Below are 22,193 nucleotides of genomic sequence, written 5' to 3' on the forward strand. Positions count from 1 at the left end.
GTTACCATGGTGGCCATTGCTTTAGGTTTTCTGATAGCACTTCAGGCTCAAACACAAAAAAATCTATCGGCCGCGGAACAAATCAATGATCAGCGTGCGGCACAGATGAAGGCGGTCCTTGCAAACTCTCAGGAACAAAATGCTCAGTTGTTAAAAAAGCATCAGGAGTTATCTGAAAAGCTGGATCAGGCGCGCAAGCAGGTAGGGACGGATCCTCAGCTTCTGGTCCATTTAAAACAGCTGCAAATGCTTGACGGAACTCAAGCGGTGGAGGGGCCGGGAATTCTGATTAGTATTGATGACAGAAATAAAAAAGTTGCATTTCCACTGGCTCCCAGCGACATTTCAAAGATGATTAACACCTTAAAGTTGGCCGGTGCAGAGGCGATCAGCATTAATGGTCAAAGGATTGTAGCTTCAACGGCCATAGTCTTAAGCGGAAATTCTACAATTTTAGTGAATACGGTTCCGATAAATCGTACAGAAGGAGTTCCTTACGAAATAAGTGCGATTGGGGAGCAGGATACTCTTCTGGATTATTTTTCTAATCTTGAAGCTGTCACTCTCAAACAAAGCGGCATGACAATCAGCATTATGAGAAAGAACTTACAAATCCCGTCTTATAAGGGGTCTTATACATTCAAAGAGGCCAAACCGGTGGTTGATCAGGGTGCTCAATCTTAAAGAGGCGGCATCCCTTTGAAACTGAATTATCTGTGGATAAATGCAATAGTGCTTGGGAGTGGAGAGTATGTTACATGCGATGACTCGTGTCAACAAGCTACTAGACCATAAAGACTACAGTCTATACATGGAAAGAATTAATCACTTAGAAAAAGAACGCATTTTTTGCAAGCACGGGTTTGAACATGGTTTAGGTGTTGCGCGGATTGCCTATTCTTATCTTTTAGAAAAGGGAGAGGTAAGTCTGGGAAAAGAGGTGATTTATGCGGCTGCATTGCTCCATGATATTGGGAGATGGGTAGAATATCAAACAGGTGAAGATCATGCAGAGGTGAGTGCCCGCTTAGCCCTTCCCTTGCTTAAAGAATGTGGGTTTAGCCCAGAGGATACTCAAGCGATTGTAGTAGGCATTAAAGAACATCGGCGGCATCACGACGATGATTTGAGTTTATTAGGAGAAGCTTTAGCTATTGCAGACGATTGGGCCAGAGATTGCCGATATTGTTCTGCTCAAAATCAGTGTTACAAGTTTAGTCCGGCAATGAAGCAGATTGTGTATTAACGGGGGGGACAAAAATGCAGGTATATGGTATGCGTTGGATAGGCATTGATAGTGTAATAGAAGCAAAAATGGCGTTAACGCAGATTGGGTCAGACCCGGGAGGCATAGCGCACATGGCTGGGAAAGGGCTAGGTCGTGCTATAAAGCTTGAGCAAGTCCCACTGCGCGTAGCTCATATTCTAAAACAGGAGATGTTATCTGTTGGCGGAGATGCTGCAGTCCATCGAGATGTCATTACAAATAATGTTGAGGCTACCGATGTTATGTTACTCGGAACAGTAAGGCAACTGGAACGACTTGCCTCAAAAGTATTAGCTCAGCCGTTTGGACTCAAAAAAGTCGGACATGCTCTAAAGCAGCTCCTCAGTGCCATAGAACCGGCCAAAACCCGAATCTTAGATTGTCGAGGCAAGCAATTGGAACTTGGCAAACGTACTTTAGTCATGGGGATATTAAACGTGACCCCTGATTCGTTTTCTGACGGCGGCAAGTATATTGGGGTAGAAGATGCTGTATCCCAAGCAGAGCGTTTGGTGGAAGAAGGGGCAGACATTCTGGATATTGGAGGAGAGTCAACTCGGCCTAATCATTCTGAAGTAAGTGCTGAAGAAGAGTGGGGACGTTTAGAACCTGTTTTAAAGATGCTTCTTTACAAAATTTCAGTGCCTATCTCAATTGATACTTATAAAGCAAGCGTAGCGGCAAAAGCCCTTGAGGCAGGTGCTCATTTGATTAATGATGTTTGGGGATTGCAAAAAGACAGAGATATGGCTAGAGTTGTTGGCGAATACAAAGCACCAGTTATAGTTATGCATAATCAAAAGGGAACAGACTATCACCATCTCATGGGGGATATTTTAGGATTTCTGCAGAGAAGCATAGAATTGGCGGAAGCTCAAGGGCTTACAGGGGATCAGATTATCATTGATCCGGGAATCGGGTTTGGTAAAACAACGGAACAGAATCTGGAGGTTATGGCCCGGTTAGCTGAATTTAAGTCCCTGGGTCATCCTGTATTATTAGGGACTTCCCGCAAATCTATGATAGGAAACACCTTAAACCTTCCTGTTGATGAACGACTTGAGGGAACTCTGGCTACAAGTGTGCTGGGGGTTGCTGCTCAGGTGGATATCATCCGGGTTCACGATGTTAAGGCGAATTACAGAGCGATTAAAATGGCCGATGCCATAGTGAGAGAAAAGCGGGGAATTCATTATGACGGGGCATGATGTCATTCATCTTCGCGGCTTGGAATTTTATGCATACCATGGGGTAATGCCGGAAGAGCAAGTTTTAGGACAACGATTTATCATCGATATGGATCTTTATTACGATCTAAGCAAAGCGGGCTCTTCAGATAGTGTGGAGGATACAATTCACTATGGAGAGGTTTACCAAGTTATTAAAGCCTGTGTTACAGAAGAAAAGCATCAGTTGATTGAACGGTTGGCCGAAGTAATTGCGCAGCGGGTCTTGGAACAATTTGTCTGTAAAACTGTACGCGTTGAAGTTCATAAGCCGCAAGCTCCTGTACCCGGGATCTTCAGAGATGTTTCAATTGAGATTTGGCGAGGCAGGTGAGTGAGAGTGAAGGTATTCATCGGATTAGGCACCAATCTGGGGGATCGTGGCTTTTATCTTAGTGAGGCTGTCTCTTCTCTAAACCGTCCAGCCATTAAGGTTGAAGCAATGTCTCGAACTTATGAATCAGAACCTTGGGGAGTTGCTGATCAGCCATTATTTTGGAATCAAGTCATACAAGTTGAGACAACCCTGGAACCGCTGGATCTTCTTCATGCTTGTCAAGAAATTGAGCAGCAGTTGGGAAGAGAGCGCAAAGTGCATTGGGGGCCAAGGACGATTGACATAGACTTACTTATTTATGATAATAGAGTTAGTGATTCTGAGGAACTGAAATTACCTCATCCCTACTTGGAAGAACGAGCTTTTGTGATTGTACCTTTACGAGAGATTGCTCCCGACCTCATCCTGCCTTCAGGAAGACCCATTTGTGAAGTTCAGGGTGAAGGAAAAGTTTATCCTCTTACTTAATAGAAAACCTCATATCAGACGATATCAATTCGAGTCGTACTGATTTCAGGAAAAGGAATTATCATATTATTTATTAAATAAAGCCGCTTGGATCTAAAGGACCGAGACGGAGGAAGAATCCTTCACGCTCGTGAAGGTATTTTTTTTGTACTACTCTGAAAAATACCCAAAATTCACGGCGCGGGTTAGCGGTATGGGAGTCTAATCAGAATACGGTACATACTTTCTTAATCATTAGTGCCACTATGGTGGAAATTCAAAGATGAGGAGAAGGCGTCGAATGAAATTTGGAATTATTGGAGCAGGGATAGTAGGAACTGCCTTAGCAGTACAATTGACAAAAGCTGGGCATGATTGTATAGGGGTTCATACTCGAAGTCGTCAATCCTATGAGCGGTTTCGTCGTTACCTCAATAGAGATCATCTACTTCTAGAAGACCTTGTACCTGCAGTTGACGTATTGTTTGTGACGACACAAGATGTGATGATCCAATCGGTTGCTGAGAATTTGTTTAGCAAGGACTTAATTATTCCTGGGCAAGTCTGGATTCATTGTTCGGGTTCACTGCCTTCATATGTTTTGCGTGTTAAGGAGGATTTACCGGTCCATTGCCTGTCGGTGCACCCCTTGCAAGCCTTTGCAAGTGTGGATAACGCCTTATCCCTTTTTTCTGGTACCCATTTTGGAATTGAAGGGGATGAGGAAAAATTGGGAGAGGACATAGTAAAGGATCTTGGCGGTATCCCCCATAAAATTTTAGCGGATCAGAAGACGCTATATCATGCCGGAGCTGTTGTGGCTTCAAATTATTTAGCAGTACTTGCATCGTTGGCTGTGGAACTTTTCGAAGAAGCAGGAATGAAAGGTAGCGAGGCCTTAATCTCATTGCTGCCTCTGATGAAAGGAACACTTTCTAACTTAGAAAAAGTTGGTTTGCCCCAAGCTTTAACGGGACCGATTGCCCGCGCAGATGTTCAGGTTGTTCAAGGGCACCTGAACCAGCTGCCGGCGAGGCTCGTAGGTATTTATAAAGAATTAGGAGTCAGAGCTTTAGAACTGGGGGAAAGTAAAATGTTGATGAATGGTTCGAAGTATCCTTCTGAGGAATTAAGCTTTTTAAAAAAGTTGCTCGATATTCGTCAAATACCTAATGTTGAGGAAAGAGGGGAGTAAAACTTGAAGCGTACATCACATATTCAGGAACTTTGTGAGATCATTGCCTCGGAAAAAGGACGGGGTAGGAAGATTGCCTTTGTCCCTACGATGGGCTATTTGCATAAGGGGCATCTATCCTTAATTGAGCATGCTAGAAAAACGGATGCTTTCTTAGTGGTGAGTATTTTTGTCAACCCATTGCAGTTCGGACCTAATGAGGATTTGGGGCGTTATCCCAGAGATATAGAAAGGGATGCTCGATTGGTAGAAGAGGCAGGTGTAGATGTGCTCTTCCACCCATCCGTAGAAGAAATGTACCCCAGACCAATGGTAACCTTCGTAGAAGTGAGGGAATTAGATGCCATGCTTTGTGGTGCCGCTCGGCCCGGACATTTCCGCGGGGTAGCTACTGTAGTCAATAAACTATTCAATATCGTTCAGCCGGATATGGCCTTTTTTGGACAAAAAGATTATCAGCAGTATTTAATTATTAAGCGAATGGTTGCGGATCTTAGTCTCCCAATTGAAATTTTCTCTGTGCCTATTGTGCGTGAAGATGATGGACTGGCTATGAGTTCACGTAATGTTTACTTAACTCCAGAACAGAGGCAGGAAGCTCTGGTTTTATTTAAAAGCCTTAACTTAGCCCAAAAAAATATACAGGCCGGAGAACGATCGGCCCGGAACCTTGAAAGGCAGGTTAGAGAAAAGATCAACACGGAAAGCCACGGTGTGATTGATTACGTGGAAGTGAGGGATGCCTGTGATCTTTCTGAAGTGACGGAAATTACGGGGCCGGTGATTTTGGCTTTAGCGGTTAAATTTGGGAAAACTCGATTAATTGATAACAAAGTCGTGGAGGGGGATCATTATGTTTAGAACGATGATGAAATCAAAAATCCATAAAGCCGTTGTCACAGAGGCAAATCTTCAATATGTCGGCAGTATTACTATTGATGTTGCCTTAATGGAAGCAGCAGACATATTGATGAATGAGAAGGTTCAGGTTGTAAACAATAACAACGGTGCAAGACTTGAAACCTATGTTATACCCGGAGAGAGAAATTCCGGGGTGATTTGCTTAAACGGAGCAGCTGCTCGTCAAGTACAAGTAGGAGACCAAATAATTATTATTTCTTATGTGGTTTTAACGGATGAAAAGGCGCGGGAATATGTACCTAAAGTCGTCTTTGTCGATGAAAATAATCGCGAGACCAAAATCGCTGCAGAAGAAACCCATGGGCAAAAATCTTGACAAATTGCATTCATATAGGGAGGGCATAATTGTATATGAATTATTCCATTAGCGAGGAATTATTTAATAACTTAGCCAGAGAGATTGAAGCACTAAAAAAAGAACGCAAAGCGATTATCTTAGCACATTATTATCAAAGGCCCGAGGTTCAAGATGTTGCTGACTTTGTGGGGGATTCTTTGCAGCTAAGTCAACAAGCTGCCAATACCGATGCGGAGGTTATTGTTTTCTGCGGCGTTCATTTTATGGCAGAGAGCGCGGCTATTTTGTCACCGGACAAAATGGTCCTTTTACCTGAGCCAAAGGCTGGGTGCCCTATGGCAGACATGGTTGATGCGGATGGTTTGCGTGCTTATAAAAAGCGAGTTCCTGGGGTACAAGTGGTTTGCTATGTTAATTCTTCTGCAGAAGTTAAAGCGGAGAGTGATATTTGCTGTACATCCTCCAACGCTGTGAAAGTAGTACAGTCGTTACAGGGTGACAATATCTTATTTATCCCCGATGAAAACCTAGGTCGTTATGCGGCCAATCTTCTGGGACGCTCTTTACAGTTATGGCCAGGTTATTGTAAAACCCATGACCGATTGACAAAGGAAGACATACAGGCTGTCAAAAAAGAACATCCCTCGGCAAAGGTTATTGTTCATCCCGAATGCCGTGAAGATGTTTGTCAGGAAGCAGATTATGTGGGTTCTACCGCAGGTTTGATTGCCTTCGCTCAAAAATCAGAGAATCAAGAATTCATTGTTGGGACAGAGTCAGGGATCTTACATCGCCTTCATCAGGTTTGTCCTGAAAAAAAATTCTATCTTGCATCGGAGAGATTGGTTTGTCCTAATATGAAACTCACAACCTTAGAGAAGGTAAGAGATAGCCTTAAGACTCTTTCTCCGGTTGTTTCGGTGAAAGAGGATGTTCGAATTAAAGCAAAAGCGGCATTAGAGCGAATGCTGGCCTTGTAGCCGGCAAAAGAGCAGGGGATGGCATGTTGAGACGATATATATACCCGTGGAAAAAATCCGGGGTAAAAGTGTTTGATTCAGATATACTTGTTTTGGGAAGCGGCATTGCCGGTTTGTATACAGCAATTAAAGCCAGCGATCAATATCAAGTTACTGTCCTAACTAAGAAGACCATTGCCGAAAGTAATACAGAGCATGCTCAGGGAGGGATCGCAGTAGCGATCGATGAATCAGACTCTCCGACCCTGCATTTAGAGGATACTCTTAGAGCAGGTGCCGGACTCTGTGAACCTATAACTGTAAAAGTTCTCGTCGAAGAGGGGCCAGGTTGTGTCGAGGAACTGATGGGTATGGGGACTCAGTTTGATTATTTTAACGGAGAGCTTGCCCTCACAAGGGAAGGGGCCCATAGTCAGAAAAGAATACTGCATGCATTGGGAGACGCTACCGGTTGGGAGATAGAACGGGCTTTAGTTGCCAAAGTTAAGGAAAGTTCTAATGTCACGACCTATGAGGAACGATTTGTTATTGACTTATTGGAAAATAAGTATGGGGAAATTGTGGGAGTTCTAGTCTTAAATGTGGTTACCGGAGAACTAGAGGGACACTTAGCCAATGCTGTTGTTTTAGCAACGGGAGGGTTGGGACAAGTTTATTGTTTTACAACGAATCCTATGGTGGCTACGGGAGACGGAATGGCCGCAGCCTTACGCGCCGGTGCTGATTTAATGGATATGGAATTTGTACAATTTCATCCTACTGCTTTGTTATTGCCCAATGCTCCCCGGTTTCTTATATCTGAGGCTGTGCGTGGAGAAGGTGCGCATTTGCTTAATGCAGCCGGAATGCGTTTTATGGATAATATCGTTGGCAAGGAGTTGGCTCCGCGAGACATTGTTGCCCGAGCTATTTGGAAAGAAATGACCCATGGCCCGGTTTACTTAGATTTTCGTCCCATTGGGTCTCAACGTATTTTGGAGAGATTTCCAACTATATACCAGACCTGCTTAAACTTTGGAGTGGACGTATTGACGGCACCGTTGCCGGTTGCTCCTGCAGCCCATTATATGATGGGTGGTATAGCTACAAACTCCTATGGAGAAACTAGGCTGCCCAATCTGTATGCTGCAGGCGAATGTGCTTGTAATGGGGTTCATGGAGCCAATCGCTTAGCCAGCAACTCACTGCTTGATGGCTTAGTTTTCGGTGCACGGATCGTAAAAAAAATCAATCAAAAAATGCCGGAAAAACATCCTACCTGGGATAACGTTCTTGATCCCTACAAGAAGGAAAATGATGCGGCATTTAGAAGGGTTGGATCAGAACTACTGGAAAGGCATGATCTTAGACGTGGAATCCAAGATTTGATGTGGGAAAAAGTGGGTATTTTGAGAGATGAGACTAGCCTTAAGGAAGCAAGAGAACGCTTAAAAGATTTGGAGAGATATGTCTTGCCCACTTATTCCGTTGAGGAACTTGAAACGGCTAATATTTTGATGGTGGGGTCAGCAATCGCTAAAGCGGCTCTGAATCGTAAAGAGAGTCGAGGAGGACATTATCGATCGGACTATCCCGATGCTATTGATGAATTTTGGCAAAAACACTCTCTTCAAAATAAGGAGGAAAACAATGTACGCTATGTCCCAGTTTCAGGAACTTATTAATCAGGCTTTAAAGGAGGATATCGGGACAGGGGATCTGAGCACAAGAATTTTTTCGGAAGACTTGACTAGTTCAGCAAAGCTTTATGCAAAACAAGAAGGTGTAATTGCTGGATTGGCGTTGGTTGAACAAGTTTTTTATTCTGTTGATCCGCGGATTCATATTCGGCCCTTAGTAAAAGATGGGGACAGAGTAAAGGTTGGAGACATTGTAATAGAGTTAGATGGCCCTCTAAGCAGCATATTGCAGGGTGAGCGGACAGCCCTCAATTTCCTGCAGCATCTTTCGGGCATCGCAACAGCAACAAAACGTGCTGTTGATCAGGTTGCAGGACTCTCCACGGCCATTGTGGATACGCGCAAAACTCTTCCAGGCTGGCGTGCCTTACAAAAATATGCCGTTCGGGTTGGAGGCGGTCAGAATCACCGCTTTGGTCTCTATGATGCAGTAATGCTAAAAGATAATCATCTCGCAGCCGTGGGAGGATTGACAGAAGCTGTTCAACGGACAAGAGATCAAATCGGACACATGGTTAAGATCGAAGTAGAGTGTGAAACTTTCGAACAAGTTAAGGAAGCAGTAGCTTGCGGTGTCGATGTTATCATGCTGGATAATATGGGAATAGAAGATATGCGCAGAGCGGTTTCATATATTGATCGCAGGGCAGTTGTTGAAGCTTCTGGAGGAATACAAGAAGAAACTCTTCGCCAAGTTGCCGAAACAGGGGTTGATTTAATTTCAATTGGCGCTTTGACTCATTCAGTCAAAGCTGTGGACTTTAGCCTTGATCTGGGCGAAATTAAAGCTACTACCAGAGCAAGCTGGGAAAGAGGAATTTAACGATGCTTCGTCATGACATTCTTAATCTTCTCACAGAACGCCCTTCTGAAAATGTGTCTGGCGAAAAGATTAGCCAGCAATTAAACGTGACAAGGGCTGCAATTTGGAAACAGATCAAGATATTGAAGGAAGAAGGCTTTGATATAGAGGCCCAGCCTAAAAATGGCTATCGTCTAATAAAATCCCCTTTATCTTTGAATGAGTGGGTTTTAGGGCAGGTCTTGAACACCCAATCCTTGGGACGTGTAATTGAATTGAATGAAGATTTGCCATCTACCAATGAACGGGCAAAAGAACTTGCTCGTCAAGGTACTGTTCATGGGCAAATTGTTTTAGCGAAGAAACAAAGTTTGGGAAAAGGAAGGCTTCAGCGTCAGTGGGAATCTCCAGAAGGAGGCCTCTGGATGTCCATCGTACTGCGCCCTAATCTTTCCTTGGCAGACGCAACAAAAATCACTCTTGCAGCGAGTGTCGCAGTAGTAGACGCCCTTAAAGAGCTTGTTAACTTACCTGTTGGCATCAAATGGCCGAACGATATTGTTTTTAATGGGCAAAAAATTGCGGGGATTCTCGGAGAAGTTGTTGGAGAATGGAATGTTGTTCAAACCCTGATATTAGGAATTGGAGTGAATGTAAATTTCCCCAGGCAGAGATTAGGAGATTCTTTTTCTGCGGTTACTCTCTATGAGCTATTGGGTTATGAGCTTGACCTTAACATTTTGGCGGCTGAAATCTTGAAGTACTTGGAAGGTGAATTGATCTCTCTTGAACACAAAGAGTTTCAAGAGTTAAGGCAAAAGTGGTCTGAAAGGGCAATTGGCTTAGGTGAAGAGGTAAGAATCTTGCGAGGAGATCAGGTATTGGAGGGTATTTTTAAAGGAATTTCTATTGATGGTTCACTGCTGTTAGAGACCGTCGATGGAGAAAAAAGTTTTTCGGCAGGAGAGGTTAGACTTCGTTCTAAACAGGGTGTCTATTTTTAGTAATTTCTCTCTAACTTTGTCGAAGTGGATAATTCGTGAAGTAGAAAATAATATTAGTGATTACAAGACCCCTTGCTCTATTGTAAACTCTTGTTAATCAAAAAGTTTACAATAGAGGAGGCAATTATGTGAATACGAGAAAATTGGCAATGACTTCGGTAATGGCTGCCCTGATGTGTCTGGCGGGTATGTTGCTGCACTGGTTCCCTGGGTTAATTCCTTTTAGTGTCTTACCAGTATTAGTGTTTATGGCTGGAATTATACTTGGCGCAGAGTATGGGGCTATGGCTATATTCTCAAGCCATATCTTTATATAATTTTCCGCTGGGTCTTACATAACCCAACAAGTCTTTCAGGGGTCTTTGCAATGGGGTTTTTACCCTTTATTTGGGGAGATCTAATTAAAGCCGGAGTTGCCGTTAGGGTTGGGCATGAAGTGGTTCGCCGGCAGAAACCAGGCCGAAGTTAGCTCGCTTAATTAAAAGGAGCGTTAGCATGATACTATTATTTGATGTTGGGAATACAAACATAGTTCTTGGGGTATATGATGAAAGAACCTTAACCCATCACTGGCGGGTTTCGACGGAGAAATCACGCACGGTGGATGAGTATGCCGTTGTTGTGAAAAATTTGTTTGATTTAAGTGGGCTAACTTTTCAAGAAATTAGTGCAGTGGTTATTTCTTCAGTGGTTCCCCCGGCGATGCCAACCTTGGAATCCCTTGCTCGAAAATATTTTGGAGTAGAACCCCTTGTAGTTGGGCCCGGTGTAAAAACTGGTATGCCGATTATCTATGATAATCCACGGGAGGTAGGAGCTGATCGGATTGTGAATGCGGTAGCTGCCTATAATAAATACGGCGGCCCGTTGATTATTGTGGACTTTGGTACAGCTACTACATTTTGTGTAATATCAAAACGAGGGGAATACTTAGGCGGGGCTATCGCTCCCGGTATTGGGATTTCTACAGAGGCCCTGTTTCAAAGGGCATCGAAGCTGCCAAGGATTGAGGTGGTTAAGCCTGCTTCTGTTATCGCTAAAAACACTGTAGCCGGGATGCAGGCAGGGATATATTACGGATTTACGGGTCAAGTTGATGGTATCGTCAAACGTATGAAAGAGGAATTAGGGCCGGAAACCAAAGTGATAGCTACGGGTGGTTTAGCCAGGCTGATTTCTCAAGAGTCGGAAATGATTGATAAGGTGGATCCTTTCTTAACCCTCGAAGGACTTTTATTAATCTATGAACGCAACAGGAAATAGTTAACCAGAGGAAAATGCTTATGAAATTAGGAGATTATGAACTGGGAGTCCCCGTTTTTCTGGCACCGTTAGCGGGGGTGACAGATAAGGCGTTTCGTGAAACAGTGCGTGCAGTTGGCGGTAAGTATGTTTGGACTGAAATGATCAGTGACAAAGCGCTGGCTTATAAAAACTCAAGGACTTTACAAATGCTGGATTTAAGCGGAGAAGCTGAGCCAAGGATTGTTCAATTGTTTGGCTCAGACCCGGAGACCATGGCGCAGGCGGCTCAGATGGCTGTAGAGTTAAGTGCAAATATTATTGATATAAACATGGGCTGTCCTGCACCAAAAGTCGTCAAAAATGCTGAAGGGGCAGCTCTGTTGAGGGATCTTCCCAGGGCTCAGGAAATTGCTGCGGCTGTTGTCAAGGCGGTAAAAGTGCCTGTGACGGTGAAGGTTCGCCTTGGCTGGAATGACCAGGAGGTTGTGGTGCTGGAATTGGCCAAAAGGCTGGAATCTGTTGGAGTTCAAATGTTGACGGTTCATGCAAGGACACGTGAACAGTTCTACTCGGGGTATGCTAACTGGGAATGGATTAGGCGAGTAAAGAAGGCTGTGAAAATTTCGGTCATAGGAAATGGGGATATTCTTAAACCTGAAGATGCAGGCAGACTAATTGAACAGACGGGTTGTGACGGGGTTATGATTGGTCGGGGTGCCCTTGGGAATCCATGGCTTATTCCCAGTGCCCAATTGTATTTGAATAACGGGAATAGTTTGCCCAAGCCATCCATGGAAGAACGAATTAAGGTAGCTTTGCAGCATTTTGAACGAATATTGCGTTATAAAGGTGAGAAAATTGGTCTTAATGAAATGAGAAAACACGCTGTTTGGTATATTAAAGGATTTAGAAATGCTGCCCAAGTTCGTGATGAAATTATGCAAACAAAGTCGCCGGAGGAAATGCGGGCGATTCTTACAAAGGTCTCAACAGATGAAAATTGAAATTTTTGTCGAAGAAACAGGAAAATCGGCAAAGCTCATCCTCAAGGGTAAGAGTTGAATCCTTGACAATATTTTGCAAGGTCCTTATAATAACGAGTAATGCAAATGAGGAATTTTTTTAGAGTTCCTAGTTTAAAGAATTACGCATATAAGGCTTTTAATAATCAGCAGTATTTTTAGAAGTACATGCGTAGGACGAGAAAAGGGAGCGAGGAAAATATGGCTGAAAAAGAAGTTATTCTGACATTAGAAGGCCTCAAAAAGCTTGAGGAAGAGTTAGAACTATCTAAAACCGTGAAGCGGCGAGAAGTTGCCACGCGCATAAAACAGGCCATAGACTTTGGAGATATTAGTGAAAACTCAGAGTATGATGATGCAAAAAACGATCAAGCTTTTATTGAAGGCAGAATCATTACTCTCGAGAAAATGCTTAGGAATGCGCGCATAATTGATGAACTTGAAGGAACAGACGTGGTAGCTATAGGTACAAAAGTTCGTCTTAAAGACCTGGATTATGGTGAAGAAGAAGAATATTTTATTGTCGGCTCTGCTGAGGCAGATCCAGGTACTAATAAAATCTCCAATGAATCTCCCGTAGGCAAAGCCGTCTTAGGTCAGACTAAAGGGTCTGTTGTTGAGGTAAATGTCCCTGCGGGGATTTTACATTATCAAATCCTAGACATTAAGTAATTTGTTAATGGAACTGAATTAGGACAATAAAGTTTGAGTGCAGTTTTCTGTTGATAGATTAATACAGATGCTGCACTTTGTTTATTGACACGAGGCGGCCCAGAATTTGGTTTGATATATTTGGAAATAACTGATATAATACCTTGTTTAAAGGGTATAATTGATTTTTTTGTTTAGTAAAGTTTTAGTTTGGTAAAATTGTTAAGAGAACACTGCATAATGGAGGAATAATGATGGAGAACACCAACGACCTCTGGCGAATTCGTTTAGATAAGCTTGAGATGTTTCGCCAAGCTGATATTAATCCCTTTGCGGATCGCTATGTTCGTACACATAAAACGTCTGAAATTTTAGATCGGTTTGAAGAATTAGAGGGTCAGGAAGTTAGCCTTGCCGGACGAATAATGAGTAAGCGGGATCAGGGGAAAGTAATCTTTACCCACATTCAAGATATAGATGGCCGCCTTCAGATTTATATCAGAATGGATGATTTGGGCCAGGCAATGTTTGAACTAATATCGAAATTTGATGTGGGAGATATTATTGGCGTACAAGGAAAGGTGTTTCGCACAAAACGTGGGGAAATTTCCATTCATGCTAAGGAAGTGACATTGCTTTCCAAAGCCATGCGGCCGCTTCCTGAAAAGTTCCATGGGTTAACGAATGTTGAAACACGTTATCGTCGGCGCTATCTAGATTTAGTGATGAATCCTGATGTACGCAAAGTGTTTGTGACAAGAAGCAAAATTATCCGCTTTATGAGGGAGTTCTTAGAGGAACGGGATTTCCTGGAGGTAGAGACTCCGACACTGCATACTATTCCTGGAGGAGCGGCTGCACGTCCTTTTATCACACATCATAACGCCTTAGATATTGATCTATACCTGCGGATTGCCCTTGAACTTCCATTAAAACGTTTAATTGTCGGCGGACTTGAAAAGGTATTTGAAATTGGTCGGACTTTCAGAAATGAAGGAATCTCCATCAAGCATAATCCGGAGTTTACCATGATGGAATTGTATCAGGCCTATGCAAATTACGAAGATATTATGGAATTAACGGAAGAGATGATTGCCCATATTGTCCAGAGAATACATGGGACACTGGAAATAACCTATCAGGGACAAGCTCTGCAGTTTAAAACGCCATGGCGCCGCCTTCCCATGCTGGATGGAATTTTAGAATACTCAGGCGTTGATTTTAAAGATATTGCTACGGACGAACAAGCACTTCTTGTGGCTAAAGAAAAAGGACTGCATGTGGCCGCTGATGCCTCTCGCGGGAAGATTATCAATGAGTTTTTCGAAGCTTTTGTCGAACCCAATTTGATACAACCTACATTCATCATAGGCCATCCTGTAGAAATATCTCCTTTGGCTAAGCGTAATGCAAAGCAGCCTGAATATACAGATCGGTTTGAAGCTTTTATCTTTGGCCGGGAGCTGGCCAATGCTTTTTCTGAATTAAACGATCCTATTGATCAACGTCAGCGTTTTGAAGCTCAAGTAGCTGAGCGTGCTAAAGGGGACGATGAAGCTCACAGCATGGATGAAGATTTCGTCCAGGCATTAGAATATGGGCTTCCTCCTACAGGCGGACTAGGAATAGGGATAGACCGCTTAGTAATGTTATTAACGGATTCTGCCTCAATTCGGGATGTCATTCTTTTCCCTACAATGAGGCCGAGAGACGAAAGTGCTCAGGATGAAGATATGTAATTTAGAGATCCTAACAACTTTAATGATTATTAACCAAGGCTGCTCACCGACTATAGGCCAGCCTTGGTTTTCTTATTGGGCCAGCAGCAAAAAATTCCTGAATAACTCTATTATTCAGTGTAATAAAGACAATATTAAAGATAATCGTGGTTATTAGTAGAAAAACTGCAACTTATGGGAATAATAATCCTAGTATAGTACAAAATAGCCCTTGAATGAGTGATTGTTGTTATGGTATAGTTGTAAATGTTCGTCCGGCAAATATTTCTTCGGTTGGAATAACTTATTAAGTATTTGTTACGAAATTTAATGTTGACAACATAACAGTAAAATGTTATGATGTATCTCGGTCTTCGGTCACTGCTCTAAACACAGACGTCGTGTCCGAATCATGGTCTTTGAAAACTAAACAACAAGGACAGCCAATGAGAGAGACTCGCAAGAGTTTCGAAATAAATCATGAGTCAGCCTTCTTTAAAGAAGTTTGAGATAACTTTTTTTGGAGAGTTTGATCCTGGCTCAGGACGAACGCTGGCGGCGTGCCTAACACATGCAAGTCGAACGGAGATTTTCTCTGAGTTTACTTAGAGAAAATCTTAGTGGCGGACGGGTGAGTAACGCGTGGGTAACCTGCCCATAAAGCCGGGACAACCCTTGGAAACGAGGGCTAATACCGGATAATCTTAGATCTTGGCATCAGGACTTAAGGAAAGATGGCCTCTGAACATGCTATCGATTATGGATGGACCCGCGTCTGATTAGCTAGTTGGTGGGGTAAAGGCCTACCAAGGCGACGATCAGTAGCCGGCCTGAGAGGGTGAACGGCCACACTGGGACTGAGACACGGCCCAGACTCCTACGGGAGGCAGCAGTGGGGAATCTTCCGCAATGGACGAAAGTCTGACGGAGCAACGCCGCGTGTATGATGAAGGTCTTCGGATTGTAAAGTACTGTCATTGGGGAAGAACGGTCTTTTTGAAAATATTGAGGAGACATGACGGTACCCAAGGAGGAAGCCCCGGCTAACTACGTGCCAGCAGCCGCGGTAATACGTAGGGGGCGAGCGTTGTCCGGAATTATTGGGCGTAAAGGGCGCGTAGGCGGATGCTTAAGTCCGGTGTGAAAGATCAGGGCTCAACCCTGAGAGTGCATCGGAAACTGGGTATCTTGAGGACAGGAGAGGAAAGTGGAATTCCACGTGTAGCGGTGAAATGCGTAGATATGTGGAGGAACACCAGTGGCGAAGGCGACTTTCTGGACTGTAACTGACGCTGAGGCGCGAAAGCGTGGGGAGCAAACAGGATTAGATACCCTGGTAGTCCACGCCGTAAACGATGAGTGCTAGGTGTAGAGGGTATCGACCCCTTCTGTGCCGCAGTTAACACAATAAGCACTCCGCCTGGGGAGTACGGCCGCAAGGTTGAAACTCAAAGGAATTGACGGGGGCCCGCACAAGCGGTGGAGCATGTGGTTTAATTCGACGCAACGCGAAGAACCTTACCAGGGCTTGACATCCACAGAACTCCGTGGAAACATGGAGGTGCCCTTCGGGGAGCTGTGAGACAGGTGGTGCATGGTTGTCGTCAGCTCGTGTCGTGAGATGTTGGGTTAAGTCCCGCAACGAGCGCAACCCCTGTATTTAGTTGCTAACAAGTAAGGTTGAGCACTCTAGATAGACTGCCGGTGACAAACCGGAGGAAGGTGGGGATGACGTCAAATCATCATGCCCCTTATGTCCTGGGCTACACACGTGCTACAATGGCCGGTACAGACGGAAGCGAAGCCGCGAGGTGAAGCCAATCCGAGAAAGCCGGTCTCAGTTCGGATTGCAGGCTGCAACTCGCCTGCATGAAGTCGGAATCGCTAGTAATCGCAGGTCAGCATACTGCGGTGAATACGTTCCCGGGCCTTGTACACACCGCCCGTCACACCACGAAAGTCTGCAACACCCGAAGCCGGTGGGGTAACCCGCAAGGGAGCTAGCCGTCGAAGGTGGGGCCGATGATTGGGGTGAAGTCGTAACAAGGTAGCCGTATCGGAAGGTGCGGCTGGATCACCTCCTTTCTAAGGAGAACGGTTTAAGGTCTAGGCTTTAAACGAACATCCTATTGGTCGGTGCTTTCGAAGAACGAAGCTGAGAAGCTTGGTTTGGAGAAAGATCAATAAGAGTCGTAAGACTCAAGCCGAGGGATCGGCAACTCATTGGATTGAAGCTGTTGTTTAGTTTTGAGAGACCAGGAATGGTTTCTTTACAATGTGGGGGTATAGCTCAGCTGGGAGAGCGCTTGAATGGCATTCAAGAGGTCAGCGGTTCGATCCCGCTTACCTCCACCAATTTATATGTTCTTTGGTCTTGTTCTTTGAAAACTGCATAGAGAAAAGCAAATGCGAGTAAAGTCGAGAATTCACAATGAACAGTCCGCGACAGCGGACAATTCAAATAAACCTAAAGTAGCAAATATAGGTCAAGCTACTAAGGGCGTACGGTGGATGCCTAGGCGCTAAGAGTCGAAGAAGGGCGCGGTTAACAGCGAAATGCCACGGGGAATCGTAAGCAGGTATTGATCCGTGGATACCCGAATGGGGCGACCCAACCGGAGTCATGTCCGGTTATCATTAGCTGAATCCATAGGTTAATGAAGACAACCCGGGGAACTGAAACATCTAAGTACCCGGAGGAAAAGAAAGAATCATCGATTCCCTAAGTAGCGGCGAGCGAACGGGGAAGAGCCCAAACCAGTCCCCTTGGGGGCTGGGGTTGTAGGACCCTCTTTTAAGAATGGATTTCTAGTCGAACAGATCTGGAAAGGTCGAGCAAAGAAGGTAACACTCCTGTAGACGAAAGGAAAACATTCTGTGAGGGAATCCTGAGTACCGCGGGACACGTGAAACCCCGTGGGAAGCAGGGAGGACCACCTCCCAAGGCTAAATACTACTTAGCGACCGATAGCGAACCAGTACCGTGAGGGAAAGGTGAAAAGCACCTCGGAAGAGGAGTGAAAAAGAACCTGAAACCGTGCGCTTACAAGCAGTCACAGCACGTAAGGTGTAGTGGCGTGCCTTTTGTAGAATGAACCGGCGAGTTACGGTATGTAGCGAGGTTAAGACGGGAAGTCGGAGCCGAAGCGAAAGCGAGTCTGAAAAGGGCGAAGAGTTACATGCTGTAGACCCGAAACCGTGTGATCTACCCATGGCCAGGGTGAAGGTGGGGTAAAACCCACTGGAGGCCCGAACTCACTGTCGTTGAAAAGGCAGGGGATGAGCTGTGGGTAGGGGTGAAATGCCAATCGAACACGGAGATAGCTGGTTCTCCCCGAAATAGCTTTAGGGCTAGCCTCAATTGATGAATGACGGCGGTAGAGCACTGAATAGGCTAGGGGCCTTACCAGGTTACCGAACCTTATCAAACTCCGAATGCCGTTATGTTTAGATTGGGAGTCAGACTGTGGGTGATAAGATTCATAGTCAAAAGGGAAACAGCCCAGACCATCAGCTAAGGTCCCCAAGTATACACTAAGTGGGAAAGGATGTGGAATTGCTCAGACAACCAGGATGTTGGCTCAGAAGCAGCCACCATTTAAAGAGTGCGTAATAGCTCACTGGTCGAGTGGTTCTGCGCCGAAAATGTAACGGGGCTCAAGTGTATCACCGAAGCTATGGCTTGCGCTTCATGCGCAGGGGTAGGGGAGCGTTCTATCAGCAGAGAAGTCAAACTGGAAGGTTTGGTGGAGTGGATAGAAGTGAGAATGCCGGTATGAGTATGCGAAAAGGAAGGTGAGAATCCTTCCCGCCGAAAATCTAAGGATTCCTGGGGAAGGCTCGTCCGCCCAGGGTAAGTCGGGACCTAAGCCGAGGCCGAAAGGCGTAGGTGATGGACAACTGGTTGAAATTCCAGTACCACCTAGAAATGTTTGAGCAATGGGGTGACACAGAAGGATAGGTTAAGCCAGCCGTTGGTCGAGCTGGCCCAAGCGAGTAGGATGTAGGGCAGGCAAATCCGCCCTGCGAGAATCTGAGACGTGATGGGGAGCGAACATAAGTAGCGAAGTAACCAACTCCAAGCTGTCAAGAAAAGCCTCTAGTGAGTGACTAGGTGCCCGTACCGTAAACCGACACAGGTAGATGGGGTGAGAAACCTAAGGCGCGCGAGAAAACCCTCGTTAAGGAACTCGGCAAAATGGCCCCGTAACTTCGGGAGAAGGGGCGCTCTTAGCAATAAGAGCCGCAGAGAAAAGGTCCAGGCGACTGTTTAACAAAAACACAGGTCCCTGCTAATCCGAAAGGAGATGTATAGGGGCTGACACCTGCCCGGTGCTGGAAGGTTAAGAGGAGAGGTTAGGGGTAACCCGAAGCTTTGAATTGAAGCCCCAGTAAACGGCGGCCGTAACTATAACGGTCCTAAGGTAGCGAAATTCCTTGTCAGGTAAGTTCTGACCCGCACGAAAGGTGTAACGATCTGGACACTGTCTCAACGAGGGACTCGGCGAAATTGTAATACCCGTGAAGATGCGGGTTACCTGCGACAGGACAGAAAGACCCCATGGAGCTTTACTGCAGCTTGACATTGGATTTTGGTATAAAATGTACAGGATAGGTGGGAGACTAAGAAGCTAGGGCGCCAGCCTTGGTGGAGTCGACGGTGGGATACCACTCTTTTTGTACTGAAATTCTAACCTGGGCCCCTGAATCGGGGTTAGGGACAGTATCAGGTGGGCAGTTTGACTGGGGCGGTCGCCTCCTAAAGAGTAACGGAGGCGCCCAAAGGTTCCCTCAGCGCGGTTGGAAATCGCGCGCAGAGTGTAAAGGCAAAAGGGAGCTTGACTGCGAGACCAACAAGTCGAGCAGGGACGAAAGTCGGGCTTAGTGATCCGGTGGTACCGAGTGGAAGGGCCATCGCTCAACGGATAAAAGCTACCCTGGGGATAACAGGCTTATCTCCCCCAAGAGTCCATATCGACGGGGAGGTTTGGCACCTCGATGTCGGCTCATCGCATCCTGGGGCTGTAGTAGGTCCCAAGGGTTGGGCTGTTCGCCCATTAAAGCGGTACGTGAGCTGGGTTCAGAACGTCGTGAGACAGTTCGGTCCCTATCCGTCGCAGGCGCAGGAAATTTGAGAGGATCTGTCCCTAGTACGAGAGGACCGGGATGGACGAATCCCTGGTGTACCAGTTGTTTCGCCAGAGGCACAGCTGGGTAGCTATATTCGGATCGGATAAGCGCTGAAAGCATCTAAGCGCGAAACCGGCCTCAAGATGAGATTTCCCACGAGCGTAAGCTCGGTAAGACCCCTGAAGGAAGATCAGGTAGATAGGCCAGGTGTGGAAGCGCGGTGACGTGTGGAGCTGACTGGTACTAATCGGTCGAGGGCTTGACCTAAGAGTTGCTGGAAGGTTAAAGTGGCTCAGGTTCGAAGATGATACTTGCAAAAGCGACGATCTATGCAGTTTTGAGAGAACAGCGATCCATCCAAAGGAAAGCGAAGATCTCAGACATCTGGTGATAATGCCGGAGGGGTTCCACCCGTTCCCATACCGAACACGGTAGTTAAGACCTCCAGGGCCGATGATACTTGGGGCATAGCCCCTGGGAAAGCAGGACATTGCCAGGTAACAAGCGAAAGGCCATCTCTTAATGAGATGGCCTCTCTGTGTTTGTGCGCCCGGCATGGGCGTTGTCTACAGGGTGTAAGTCCCGAACAATGAAGGTTCAGGCTGGAATCATGGTGAATGGTATTTTATTGTAATTCATACATACAAGTTAAAGCTCACAATAATGGTACCTAAAACTACTAATTTTTAATTGATTCTAATACAAATATATAAGATTAAATAGGGATTAATGTTATACAATTCTATAAATTATAGTAGTATTATTGTAGAAATTTGTTATAATATAAAAATATATGGAGGGCAAATCTATAATGGAAAGCATAAATCATGAAGCATTAGCCTTAGATGACCATGAAAAAGACCTTATCAGAGAATATGGAATAGTAGTTCATTATCCTAAGGGGCAAATACTCTTTGCTGAAGGGGATACAGCTGACCGTATATACTTAATTGAAGAAGGTTTTGTAAAAATATATAGGATAACACCTGATGGACGAAAAGTAACTGTTGGAAGTATGAGGACTTCAGGCCAATTAATGGGTCTAGCTGAAACTTTGTACCATGGGGAACGAACATGCTTTGCTGGGGCTATCAACGATGTGACTGTCGTAGTTGTTCGAAAGGCCCGTTTTGAGGAATTGCTTGTGAACCACCCGTCTATTGCCATTAAAGTTGCGACCACTTTGGGTGTTAGAATGCGAGAAGCTGAAGCTATTATTCAGGAAATGGTTTGCTTTCAAGTGCCGGGAAGACTTGCAATGCTGCTTCTTAAAATGACTGAACGAGCAGGAGTAGAAACTAAAACAGGAACAAAAATTGGCTTTCGCTTAACCCATGAGGAGATAGCTTGTATGATAGGAACGTCAAGACAGACGGTTACTTCATTGCTTAACATATTTAGGCAAGAAAATAGTATAGCCATTGAAGAGAAGGAAGTATATATTCTCGATCCAGATAAGCTAAGTAAATGGATTGTTTAAGAGAGGCTTGCAGATAATGCTAGCCTCTCTTTATTCGTCTAAACGAAAACCCACATATTATGGGGAGGCTAGCTTTAATACGACATTGTATTCGCACCAAAATATCGAAGGCAAATAAAATATGAAGATTTTTTGCAATAGTTATGTCGTATAGGGGACATAACTATTGCAATGCTGTTGACATAAATAGCGTCACAAGGTAGACAAAAAAATAGTCGTGATAAGGACATTAAAATTTTCTTGAGTTTGATAAATTAAGTACATAGTAAAGAGAGAAAAATGAAAGGAGGAAGAACTTAGGCATAGGCCTAGAGGGACTGTTTTAGTGAAAATCTTTGCAAGAAGGGCGTTTAGCTATGAAGAAAGTTTCTGAACTAGTGAAATTCCTTAAAGACCCCCACGCTAAAAAAGTCCAGAACTATAAAGAGCGGTATCAGGAATTGGACGATCTTTCACATGTAGCTGCAGAAATTGGGGATGCGGCGGCCTACAAATCCCTTGAGGCAGAAATGAGAGAAGTGTTTTTTGATTACCTAACAGCTGTAGTAGTAGACTCAATTTATAGATTAGTTCCTCACGTTCTTATAATATGGATAATTAGCTTAAAATGGCCATATATCACAGTTCCTTTTGTAGACTGGCAAGTAAGTATACTTGGAGTATATTTATCAGCTTATCTTCTATTTCATGCAGGAAAATGGCTCGAAAAACCGATTAAGTCTAAATTGCTAAAACTTGGTTTAGTCAATTTTGCAAGGGCATCAGAAGTAACTAAATAAAATTTACTAAAT

General features: G+C 44.7%; 19 protein-coding genes, 1 tRNA gene and 3 rRNA genes. All 23 read left to right on the forward strand.

The features are described 5' to 3' along the window. Positions 1–6: 6 nt before the first annotated feature. The gene (locus DESOR_RS00380; protein WP_427854234.1) at positions 7–684 is read left to right on the forward strand and encodes a DUF881 domain-containing protein; all 678 of its coding nucleotides are present in this window, start codon (positions 7–9) and stop codon (positions 682–684) included. Between the two features lie 67 nt (positions 685–751). Continuing rightward, the gene (locus DESOR_RS00385) at positions 752–1,246 is read left to right on the forward strand and encodes an HD domain-containing protein (RefSeq protein WP_014182667.1); all 495 of its coding nucleotides are present in this window, start codon (positions 752–754) and stop codon (positions 1,244–1,246) included. A 14-nt stretch (positions 1,247–1,260) separates the two neighbouring features. Then, positions 1,261–2,475, forward strand: coding sequence for a dihydropteroate synthase (gene folP, locus DESOR_RS00390; RefSeq protein WP_014182668.1), 1,215 nt, complete (start codon positions 1,261–1,263; stop codon positions 2,473–2,475). Beyond that, positions 2,462–2,827 carry a dihydroneopterin aldolase gene (gene folB / locus DESOR_RS00395; RefSeq protein ID WP_014182669.1) on the forward strand — a complete coding sequence of 122 codons (366 nt, stop codon included), beginning with the start codon at positions 2,462–2,464 and terminating at the stop codon, positions 2,825–2,827. Before folP ends, folB begins: the two co-directional genes overlap by 14 nt. A 6-nt stretch (positions 2,828–2,833) precedes the next feature. Further along, a complete protein-coding gene (folK, locus tag DESOR_RS00400; RefSeq protein WP_042331767.1) occupies positions 2,834–3,298 on the forward strand; it encodes a 2-amino-4-hydroxy-6-hydroxymethyldihydropteridine diphosphokinase in 465 nt (154 codons plus the stop codon). 280 nt (positions 3,299–3,578) lie between these two features. Next, complete coding sequence (locus DESOR_RS00405; RefSeq protein WP_014182671.1) at positions 3,579–4,472, forward strand: Rossmann-like and DUF2520 domain-containing protein; 894 nt, start codon at positions 3,579–3,581, stop codon at positions 4,470–4,472. 3 nt (positions 4,473–4,475) lie between these two features. After that, positions 4,476–5,333 (forward strand): pantoate--beta-alanine ligase, encoded by an 858-nt coding sequence (gene panC / locus DESOR_RS00410; protein ID WP_014182672.1) that lies wholly within the window; start codon positions 4,476–4,478, stop codon positions 5,331–5,333. Next, entirely contained in the window at positions 5,326–5,709 is a 384-nt protein-coding gene (panD, locus tag DESOR_RS00415; protein WP_014182673.1) for an aspartate 1-decarboxylase, read from the forward strand. The genes panC and panD overlap by 8 nt, the downstream gene beginning before the upstream one ends. Positions 5,710–5,744: 35 nt before the next feature. Continuing rightward, the gene (gene nadA / locus DESOR_RS00420) at positions 5,745–6,671 is read left to right on the forward strand and encodes a quinolinate synthase NadA (protein WP_014182674.1); all 927 of its coding nucleotides are present in this window, start codon (positions 5,745–5,747) and stop codon (positions 6,669–6,671) included. A 23-nt stretch (positions 6,672–6,694) separates the two neighbouring features. Next, positions 6,695–8,335 carry an L-aspartate oxidase gene (gene nadB / locus DESOR_RS00425; RefSeq protein WP_014182675.1) on the forward strand — a complete coding sequence of 547 codons (1,641 nt, stop codon included), beginning with the start codon at positions 6,695–6,697 and terminating at the stop codon, positions 8,333–8,335. Beyond that, positions 8,301–9,173 carry a carboxylating nicotinate-nucleotide diphosphorylase gene (nadC, locus tag DESOR_RS00430; RefSeq protein ID WP_014182676.1) on the forward strand — a complete coding sequence of 291 codons (873 nt, stop codon included), beginning with the start codon at positions 8,301–8,303 and terminating at the stop codon, positions 9,171–9,173. The genes nadB and nadC overlap by 35 nt, the downstream gene beginning before the upstream one ends. A 2-nt stretch (positions 9,174–9,175) precedes the next feature. Then, a complete protein-coding gene (locus DESOR_RS00435) occupies positions 9,176–10,156 on the forward strand; it encodes a biotin--[acetyl-CoA-carboxylase] ligase (RefSeq protein ID WP_014182677.1) in 981 nt (326 codons plus the stop codon). A 128-nt stretch (positions 10,157–10,284) separates the two neighbouring features. Continuing rightward, positions 10,285–10,473 (forward strand): hypothetical protein, encoded by a 189-nt coding sequence (locus DESOR_RS30045; protein ID WP_014182678.1) that lies wholly within the window; start codon positions 10,285–10,287, stop codon positions 10,471–10,473. Between the two features lie 178 nt (positions 10,474–10,651). Further along, on the forward strand, positions 10,652–11,419 hold the full coding sequence (locus DESOR_RS00445; RefSeq protein ID WP_014182679.1) for a type III pantothenate kinase: 768 nt from the start codon (positions 10,652–10,654) through the stop codon (positions 11,417–11,419). Positions 11,420–11,439: 20 nt separating this feature from the next. Beyond that, positions 11,440–12,405 (forward strand): tRNA dihydrouridine synthase DusB, encoded by a 966-nt coding sequence (gene dusB, locus DESOR_RS00450; protein WP_014182680.1) that lies wholly within the window; start codon positions 11,440–11,442, stop codon positions 12,403–12,405. Positions 12,406–12,624: 219 nt separating this feature from the next. Further along, positions 12,625–13,095: a transcription elongation factor GreA gene (gene greA, locus DESOR_RS00455; RefSeq protein ID WP_014182681.1), complete on the forward strand. Its 471-nt coding sequence runs from the start codon at positions 12,625–12,627 to the stop codon at positions 13,093–13,095. A gap of 233 nt (positions 13,096–13,328) precedes the next feature. Beyond that, the gene (lysS, locus tag DESOR_RS00460) at positions 13,329–14,813 is read left to right on the forward strand and encodes a lysine--tRNA ligase (RefSeq protein ID WP_014182682.1); all 1,485 of its coding nucleotides are present in this window, start codon (positions 13,329–13,331) and stop codon (positions 14,811–14,813) included. A gap of 496 nt (positions 14,814–15,309) precedes the next feature. Then, positions 15,310–16,877, forward strand: a 16S ribosomal RNA gene (locus tag DESOR_RS00465). A gap of 194 nt (positions 16,878–17,071) precedes the next feature. Next, positions 17,072–17,147, forward strand: a tRNA-Ala gene (locus DESOR_RS00470). 129 nt (positions 17,148–17,276) lie between these two features. Next, a 23S ribosomal RNA gene (locus DESOR_RS00475) occupies positions 17,277–20,189 on the forward strand. Between the two features lie 116 nt (positions 20,190–20,305). Next, positions 20,306–20,421, forward strand: a 5S ribosomal RNA gene (gene rrf, locus DESOR_RS00480). Together the 16S, 23S and 5S rRNA genes with 1 tRNA gene alongside form the textbook arrangement of a ribosomal RNA operon. A gap of 312 nt (positions 20,422–20,733) precedes the next feature. After that, positions 20,734–21,402, forward strand: a complete 669-nt coding sequence (locus tag DESOR_RS00485) for a Crp/Fnr family transcriptional regulator (protein WP_014182683.1) — start codon at positions 20,734–20,736, stop codon at positions 21,400–21,402. A 356-nt stretch (positions 21,403–21,758) separates the two neighbouring features. Beyond that, positions 21,759–22,181, forward strand: coding sequence for a hypothetical protein (locus DESOR_RS00490; RefSeq protein ID WP_014182685.1), 423 nt, complete (start codon positions 21,759–21,761; stop codon positions 22,179–22,181). The last annotated feature ends 12 nt before the right edge of the window (positions 22,182–22,193 follow it).

Source organism: Desulfosporosinus orientis DSM 765, assembly GCF_000235605.1.
GTDB lineage: Bacteria > Bacillota > Desulfitobacteriia > Desulfitobacteriales > Desulfitobacteriaceae > Desulfosporosinus > Desulfosporosinus orientis.

Excerpts from the sequence above, each read along its gene's own strand:
- DESOR_RS00445 (WP_014182679.1), top strand. The coding sequence starts at position 10,652 with ATGATACTATTATTTGATGTTGGGAATACAAACATAGTTCTTGGGGTA.
- DESOR_RS00435 (WP_014182677.1), top strand. The coding sequence starts at position 9,176 with ATGCTTCGTCATGACATTCTTAATCTTCTCACAGAACGCCCTTCTGAA.
- greA (WP_014182681.1), top strand. The coding sequence starts at position 12,625 with ATGGCTGAAAAAGAAGTTATTCTGACATTAGAAGGCCTCAAAAAGCTT.
- nadC (WP_014182676.1), top strand. The coding sequence starts at position 8,301 with ATGTACGCTATGTCCCAGTTTCAGGAACTTATTAATCAGGCTTTAAAG.
- folB (WP_014182669.1), top strand. The coding sequence starts at position 2,462 with ATGACGGGGCATGATGTCATTCATCTTCGCGGCTTGGAATTTTATGCA.
- nadA (WP_014182674.1), top strand. The coding sequence starts at position 5,745 with ATGAATTATTCCATTAGCGAGGAATTATTTAATAACTTAGCCAGAGAG.
- panD (WP_014182673.1), top strand. The coding sequence starts at position 5,326 with ATGTTTAGAACGATGATGAAATCAAAAATCCATAAAGCCGTTGTCACA.
- DESOR_RS00385 (WP_014182667.1), top strand. The coding sequence starts at position 752 with ATGTTACATGCGATGACTCGTGTCAACAAGCTACTAGACCATAAAGAC.
- DESOR_RS00405 (WP_014182671.1), top strand. The coding sequence starts at position 3,579 with ATGAAATTTGGAATTATTGGAGCAGGGATAGTAGGAACTGCCTTAGCA.
- DESOR_RS00380 (WP_427854234.1), top strand. The coding sequence starts at position 7 with ATGGTGGCCATTGCTTTAGGTTTTCTGATAGCACTTCAGGCTCAAACA.
- dusB (WP_014182680.1), top strand. The coding sequence starts at position 11,440 with ATGAAATTAGGAGATTATGAACTGGGAGTCCCCGTTTTTCTGGCACCG.
- DESOR_RS00490 (WP_014182685.1), top strand. The coding sequence starts at position 21,759 with ATGAAGAAAGTTTCTGAACTAGTGAAATTCCTTAAAGACCCCCACGCT.
- lysS (WP_014182682.1), top strand. The coding sequence starts at position 13,329 with ATGGAGAACACCAACGACCTCTGGCGAATTCGTTTAGATAAGCTTGAG.
- folP (WP_014182668.1), top strand. The coding sequence starts at position 1,261 with ATGCAGGTATATGGTATGCGTTGGATAGGCATTGATAGTGTAATAGAA.
- DESOR_RS00485 (WP_014182683.1), top strand. The coding sequence starts at position 20,734 with ATGGAAAGCATAAATCATGAAGCATTAGCCTTAGATGACCATGAAAAA.
- nadB (WP_014182675.1), top strand. The coding sequence starts at position 6,695 with ATGTTGAGACGATATATATACCCGTGGAAAAAATCCGGGGTAAAAGTG.